The following is a 6,907-nucleotide window of genomic DNA, read 5'->3' as shown; positions in this document are numbered from 1 at the left end:
CGATTTCGGTCAGCAAGGTCCGTGTGCCCGGTGCCAGCGCATCGGCAATCCGCGTCACCGTGCCGGGGAAGGTACGGCCGGGGATTTCGGGGACCTGGAGCACGGCCTTGACCCCCGGGGTCAGTCCAAAGGCCTGGTCCTGGGGGACGTAGACCTGGGCACGGATCACATCCCCCTGCATGATGGCGAACAGGAAAGTGCTGTTGGTCGTGTCGGCCTGCACTAGGCTGCCGATGTCGACGTTGCGTTGAGTGATGACGCCGTCGAACGGGGCGACCACCTGCTGGTAGGCCTGTTGCTGGTCGAGAACGCGCAACTGGTCCTGCTGCGCATTCACGTTGGCCTGCGCAACGCCGACAGCCGCCTCCTGTGCCTTGAGGGTTTGGACGTCGATCGTACCCTGTTCCTTGGTGATCCAGCCCTGGTCCACCAGGGGTTTGTCTCGTTGCCACGTCACCTTGGCGAGATCGAGATTGGCTTGTGCTTGTTGCAGCGCCGCCTTGAACTGTCCCAAGGTTGCCTGGGCCTGCAAAATCTGGTCATCGAGTTCCGGCACGGCAATCTTGGCTAGCAACTGTCCCTTCTTGACCTTGTCCCCGATATCGGCCTCGCGCGTCTCGATATAGCCGCTGGCTCGCGCGAAGATGTCCGCGACGTCGAAGGCAGTTGTGGTGGCGGGCAGACTGACTTTCACGATGTCGTCGCTCGGCCTTACCGCCGCAACTCGCACCAGCGGAATGAAGTCACGCGCCTGTTTGGCCGAAGCCGCGAGTTCCTGGTTGCGCGAATAGTACCCTTGGGCGCCATAGGCCAGTCCCGTCATCAGCAGAGCGAGCGCGCCCAATGCAAGCAGCCGGCCTCCGCCTCGGCGCGGCGGCCGCTTCATTGCATCATCCATCACCGTGTCGTCGTCCTGATCCAAACGGTGCCTCGGTTTCATGCGATTTCCTCTTCGAAGACGCCGTGAGCCGTCTTGCCGTCCTGTCCGCTACGCAGCATCGCGAACAGGTACGGCACGACGAGGAGCGTCGTGGGCGTTGCAAACAAAAGTCCCCCGATGACCGCGCGCGCCAGTGCGGCATTCTGCTCTTCTCCCGCTCCGCCGATCGCCATGGGAACCATGCCGACGATCATCGCGGCCGCGGTCATAAGCACAGGTCTGATCCGGGTGTGGCCGGCGTCGATCGCGGCGTCGAACGCGGACTTGCCTGCCAACTGCTGGTCCCGGGCGAAGGTCACGAGCAGGATGGAATTGGCCGAAGCAACCCCGACCGCCATGATCGCACCCATCAGTGAGGGCACGTTGAGCGTCGTGCCCGTGATGAACAACATCGTCACGATGCCGCAAAAGGTCGCCGGCAAGGCAAGGATGACGACGAAGGGGTCGCCGAAGTTCTGATAGTTCACGACCATCAGCAGATAGACGAACACGGCGGCGAACAGGATGCCGATGCCGAGATCCCAGAAGGCATCGTTCATGCTCTGGATCTGCCCTATAACCTGGATGGTGTTTCCGGGCGAAAGCTGCTTCTGCAGGTCGGCGACGATCGTGCTGATCTGGCTGGAGACACCTCCCAGATCGCGACCCTGGACGCTTGCATAGACTTCGTAGACTGGCTGGACGTTCGCCTGGTTGGCGTTTGTCGGGAGACTGTCGCGCTTGAACGTCGCGACGTTGCTGAGTTGCCCGGGAACCTGTGCGCCGGCGGTGTTGATGGTTGAGGACACAGGCGTGTTGCCGAGATCGTTCAATGACGCGATCTTGTTTTCCGGTGTCTGAACGGCGAGGTAGTAGGGAATGCCCGTGGTCGGGTCGGTCCAGAAGTTAGGCGACACCTGCTCGGAGGAACTCAGGCTCACATTGATGTTGTTGGCGATCGTGCTGGCATTGAGGCCGAGCTGCGCCGCCCGCGTGCGATCGATGTCGGCATAGAACGCCGGCGCGTCGACTTCCTGCTGCAGGTGTGCGTCGACCACGCCGGGAATGGCGGCGATGCGGCGCCGCAACTCCGATGCAACCCGCAGATTGGTGACGCGGTCATAGCCGACCGTACGGACATCGATCTGCGCCGGCAGTCCAAAATTGAGGATCTGCGTGACGATGTCGGCCGACTGGAAGTAGAACAGAACGTCTGGAAAGGCGCTTGGCAGCGCCGTGCGCAGCTTGCGCACATAGTCGGCAGTCGGCGCGTGGCCGTCTTTCAATGCGACCTGGATCACACCGTCATTCACGCCGATGGTCGATCCATCCGTGAACGCCAAATTGTAGGAACGCGCCGGCAGGCCGATGTTGTCGACGACAAGCTGGAGGTCGCGATCAGGAACGATCTCGCGGATCTTGTCCTCGACAGCCTGGAAGATCTTTTCCGTCTCCTCGATCCGGGTTCCCGCGGGAGCCCGAACATGGAGTTGGATCTGGCCGCCGTCGATCGCGGGAAAGAAATCGCGACCGACGAGCATCGTCAGCACAGCGCCCAATGCGAGCACCAGGGCTGCAATGAGGGGAACGATGAACCGGCGCCTGAGGAGTACGGCCAGCAACTCGGCATAGTGCAGGCGCATGGCCTCGAAACCACGTTCGAACCTGGCGTGAAACCTGCCGAACCAGCCCGTCGAGGCGCCATGGCGTTCGCTTTTGAGCAGCAATCCGATGGTGATCGGAGTGAGCGTCCTCGAAAGTCCATAGGATGCGAGCATCGCGAACACGACGGCAAGACCGAGCGGCGTGAACAGATATTTTGCCGGACCTTCCAGAAAGACCACCGATGTGAACACGCAGCTTATGGCCAGCGTCGACACCAGGGTCGGCACGGCGATACCGGCGGCTCCATGCAGCGTCGCCTGCGGCAGCGTCTGTCTTTCCTCGGTGAGCAGGCGATGGGTGTTCTCGAGCGTCACCGTCGAATCGTCGACGAGGATGCCAATCGCGAGCGCCAGGCCTCCCAGCGTCATCGTATTGAGCGTTTCGCCCAGGAAATACAGCGCCACGACCGACGACAGGATCGCCAGCGGGATCGAGATCATGACGACCAGCGTCGATCGCCACGATCCGAGAAACAGCAGGATCATCAGAGCGGTGAGTGCGGCCGCGATCACGCCCTCCCGCAGCACGCCGGCGATCGATTGCTTGACGAACACCGACTGGTCGAAGAGCTCTCTGATTTCCATGCCGGGAGGCGCCGCGGCGCGTGCCGTCTTCAAGGCATCCCGAACGGCATTGACCACCTCCAGCGTCGAGGCATTGCCGTTCTTGATGATGCTGAGCAGAACCGAATGCCGGCCGTTCTCGCGAACGATGTTCTGCTGGACGAGCCATCCGTCATGGACTTGGCCGACATCCTTGACGAACACCGTAGCGCCATTCACGACCTTGATCGGAATATCGTTGAGCTCATCGATGGTTGCTGGCGTGGCGTTGGTGCGCACGACATACTGTGTGTTGCCGATCTTGGCCGTGCCCGACGGCAAAGTCAGGTTCTGGGCGTTGACCGCGTTGACGACGTCGAGCGGTGTCAGACCCTTGGCCAGGAGCTTCGACGGGTCGAGGTCGACCATGATCTGGCGATATTTTCCGCCCGCCGGAGTCGGCAGTGTGACGCCCGGGATCGGGGCCAGCTGCTGGCGGATCCGATAGATGCCGTAGTCGTAGAGCTGCTGTTCGTTGAGTGTGTCCGAGCTCAGGCTGATCTGCAGGACCGGCACGCTGGAGGCATTGAACTGCACCACGAGCGGTGCCTGGATACCCGGCGGCAGGAGGGCACGAATGGCGTTTGTGGCCGAAACGATCTGCGCGATCGCGAGATCGAGATTCACATCCTGTTGAAAATAGATCTTCTGGACCGACAGCCCCCCTAAGGTCTGCGCCTCGATGTTCTTGATGCCATTGACGTTGGAGCTGATCGCATACTGGCTGTACGTGGTGACACGCTGTTCCATCTCCGGCGTGCTGAGGCCGCCATAGCTCCAGATTACAGTCACCACCGGAATGTTGATTTCCGGAAAGACGTCCAACCGCATCTCGCGACTTGCGACGCCGCCGAGAAAGAGAATCAAGGCAGCCAGCACATAGAACGTGTGCGGAAATCGCAACGCGAACCGAACGATACCCATGCCTCAGCCGATGACCTTCCTGGCAACGTTAGTCGGAACGGCTCGAGCGATGAACGTCGCCGTATTGCCGGATTTTCTTTCAGTGTCTCCGAAATGACTTTGCGCCCATTGCCTCGAATGTCCGGTCCTTGCGCCCAAAAGGCGTCGGCGCCGAGCGTTGCCCGGTGACGTCGCCAAGCTCATCGCCGGGCGCCCGATGGCAGGCTGGTTTGGGCAACATCAGTGCAGTGGGCGAGACCATTGCGACCAGCATGTGGATGCTGCGCGCGGCGGGCGGGCCGTCGCCGGGACAGCCCGCCCAGGCCGTCAGGCCCGTCCGCATAGCTTCGCCGGGGCAAATCCAATGTCATCGGCCCGCCGCAGCCAGAATGAGGTCGGCGACCTCCTTGGGATGGGAAACCAGCGACAGGTGGCCCGCATCGATCTCCACCGTCGTCGCGTGCATGCGTTTGGCGAGGAACCGTTCGAGATCAGGGTTGATCGTCTTGTCCTGCTTCGACACCGCGTAGAACGATGGCTTGGAATGCCATGCAGCCTCTGTGGTTCGTCCGCCGAAGATGGTCGCAGCGGTGGGCTCCTGGACCGCATACAGGATCTTGGCTTGCCTGGGCGCGACACCGTTTGCGAAGTATTTCAGGAATGACTCTTCGGACAATCTGGTGAAGCCATCATTCACCTGGATGCCGGCTCGAACGGGTCCTGCGGGAAAGGTTGCGGAAAGAGCGACGAAGTCCTCACCGGCATCCGGTGCTCGTGCAGCCACATAGACCAGCGATGTAACCTTGGGATCAGTCCCCGCTTCGCTGATGACGGTGCCGGCCCAGGAATGCGCTACGAGCACGGTTGGCCCATCCTGCAGCGCCAGCGCCCGTCGCGTCTCCGCGACCGAGTCTGCCAGCGACGTCAGCGGATTCTGCACCGCGGTTACTCTGAGGCCGGCTGCCTGAAGGAGCGGGATCACCTCGGCCCAGCTCGATCCGTCGGCCCACGCTCCGTGCACGAGCACGACGTTGCGCGCCACGGTATGTGCGGGCTTGGGCGTGGGATTGTCGGCTGCCACGGCGACTCCCGACAGGCCAAGAGTGAGGGCAATTGCGATGGCATTGACGATCTCGCGCACGGGTCTCTTCCTTCCCTTTTTTCAAACAATCGAATGCGCCGATGACCAAGATGAGGGCCAGCGATGCGGTAGCAAATCCTGCGGGCCGGCTCCGTGGCCAAGGCGTTTGCGGAGGCAGCTCGTTGCGACAATCCCGATTTCGCGGTTCGGCGTCTTTCGGAAACGCCCCTGCCTTTCTCGTCGCGCACGAACGGGCAGGTCCGATGGCGATGTGATGGGCGCGCCCGCCGTCGGCAACGACCGAAGGTCACCAAAAAAGGGCGGCGGATCGCTGATGCGACCCACCGCCAGTTCAGGCGCCCGCGGGAGGAGGGGACGGGCGCCTCAGGAGTTCGGCAGAATGGCGCGTGCGCGGAGTGCGTGGGAGCTTCGCCTCCAACGCAACGCTTCGCCACGTGGAAGAGGCTGGGCGGCAAACATTGAGTGAGGGGCAAAGAGCAGGGCCACGAGAAGTCGCGTGGCAGAAAGCGAGTCGCCGGCCGTCGGCAGCGCCAGCATCGCACACTGCCAGATCCGTCCATCGAGCGCCCAGGTCGCCTGTCTTGCTTGCGGCAACTGCTCCGCAGCTGCCCGCACACACAGCCGGCGCAGCTGTCCGCGGCTGGGTTGGGGGAGCGCAGACAGCCTGTGACCACCACGGTCCCCGCCACAAAGCGCGTCCAGCGCCGCGCCCCATCTCGCAAACATGAAGTCTGCTCCCCGCTCAAGCACGATTGCTTCGGCAAGATAGGGTTCCAGAACCCCAAACTGCGCCAGTTCGACACTGCCGCTCGCGCCTTCGGTGGCGCGACCGAACCCGTCCGACCACTTGCCGGCGACCCAGCGCGACGCCGCCCGAAGATCGCCGCGGTCTAGCCGCCAGGGATAGGATCGGCATTGGTCATGAAGGCGCGCGAGTTCGACCTCACCCATGATCAACCGCCTCGGTACACGAGCGCGAAATGCGAATCGGAATTGCTTTGAAGGAGGGCGTGAAACTCATCGGATCGTGCGCATAGAGCGGCACGAGGGGGTTTGCCTCGGGATAGTAGGCCGCACAGCTGCCATTCGGGAAGGCATACGGGACGATCCGAAAATTGGACAGGCGGCGTTCAACGCCGTCGGTGGACAGAGTGATCAAGTCGACGCGGTCGTCGGCCTGGAGGCCACGCCTTTCCATCTCCTGTTCGTTGAGGAAGATCACGTCGCGCTGACCGAAGACACCGCGATAGCGGTCGGACATCGAATATATCGTGGTGTTGTACTGATCATGGCTGCGCACCGTCGTCAGCCATAGAGCGTCTAGACTGTCCAGGGGCGGATCCTCGCCGAGGCCGTCGAAGACGAGGAAATTCGCCTTGCCGGAAACTGTCGCCCAGATGCGTTCGCGCGCGTTCGATGTCAGATGGAAGCCGCCCGGGATGCGAATGCGGGCATTGAAACCCTGGAAGATCGGGAACACGTCTTCGATCGCGTCGCGGATAAGGTCGTAGTCGGCGGTGAAGCTTTCCCAGTCGACGACGGAACCTGCACCCAGCGTCGCCCGTGCAATGCCGGCGACGATTGCAGGTTCGCTCATCAGGTGCTCCGACGCCGGAACATTGCGGCCCGCCGACGCGTGCACCATCGACATCGAATCCTCGACCGTGATCGACTGCGGCCCCGTTGCCTGGACGTCTATTTCGGTGYGCCCGAGGC

General features: G+C 62.4%; 5 protein-coding genes. All 5 read right to left on the bottom strand.

All coding sequences use genetic code 11. The annotated features are described in order from the left end of the window. Positions 1-940: efflux RND transporter periplasmic adaptor subunit (locus ACXJ7R_RS21055; RefSeq protein WP_457153530.1), on the bottom strand; the 940-nt coding region annotated here is incomplete at its 3' end. Then, positions 937-4,110, bottom strand: a complete 3,174-nt coding sequence (locus ACXJ7R_RS21050) for an efflux RND transporter permease subunit (RefSeq protein WP_457153529.1) — start codon at positions 4,108-4,110, stop codon at positions 937-939. The genes ACXJ7R_RS21050 and ACXJ7R_RS21055, both read right to left, overlap by 4 nt. Before the next feature lie 346 nt (positions 4,111-4,456). Beyond that, positions 4,457-5,185 carry an alpha/beta fold hydrolase gene (locus ACXJ7R_RS21045; RefSeq protein ID WP_457153531.1) on the bottom strand — a complete coding sequence of 243 codons (729 nt, stop codon included), beginning with the start codon at positions 5,183-5,185 and terminating at the stop codon, positions 4,457-4,459. Positions 5,186-5,554: 369 nt separating this feature from the next. Then, entirely contained in the window at positions 5,555-6,142 is a 588-nt protein-coding gene (locus ACXJ7R_RS21040; protein WP_457153528.1) for a hypothetical protein, read from the bottom strand. Then, the coding region (locus ACXJ7R_RS21035) for a molybdopterin dinucleotide binding domain-containing protein (protein ID WP_457153527.1) at positions 6,135-6,907 on the bottom strand (773 nt) is incomplete at its 5' end. The genes ACXJ7R_RS21035 and ACXJ7R_RS21040, both read right to left, overlap by 8 nt.

This window comes from Mesorhizobium sp. P5_C1 (assembly GCF_054049815.1).
The sequence above is the reverse complement of the archived record's forward strand: the minus strand, read 5'-3'. Positions and strand labels throughout refer to the sequence as shown.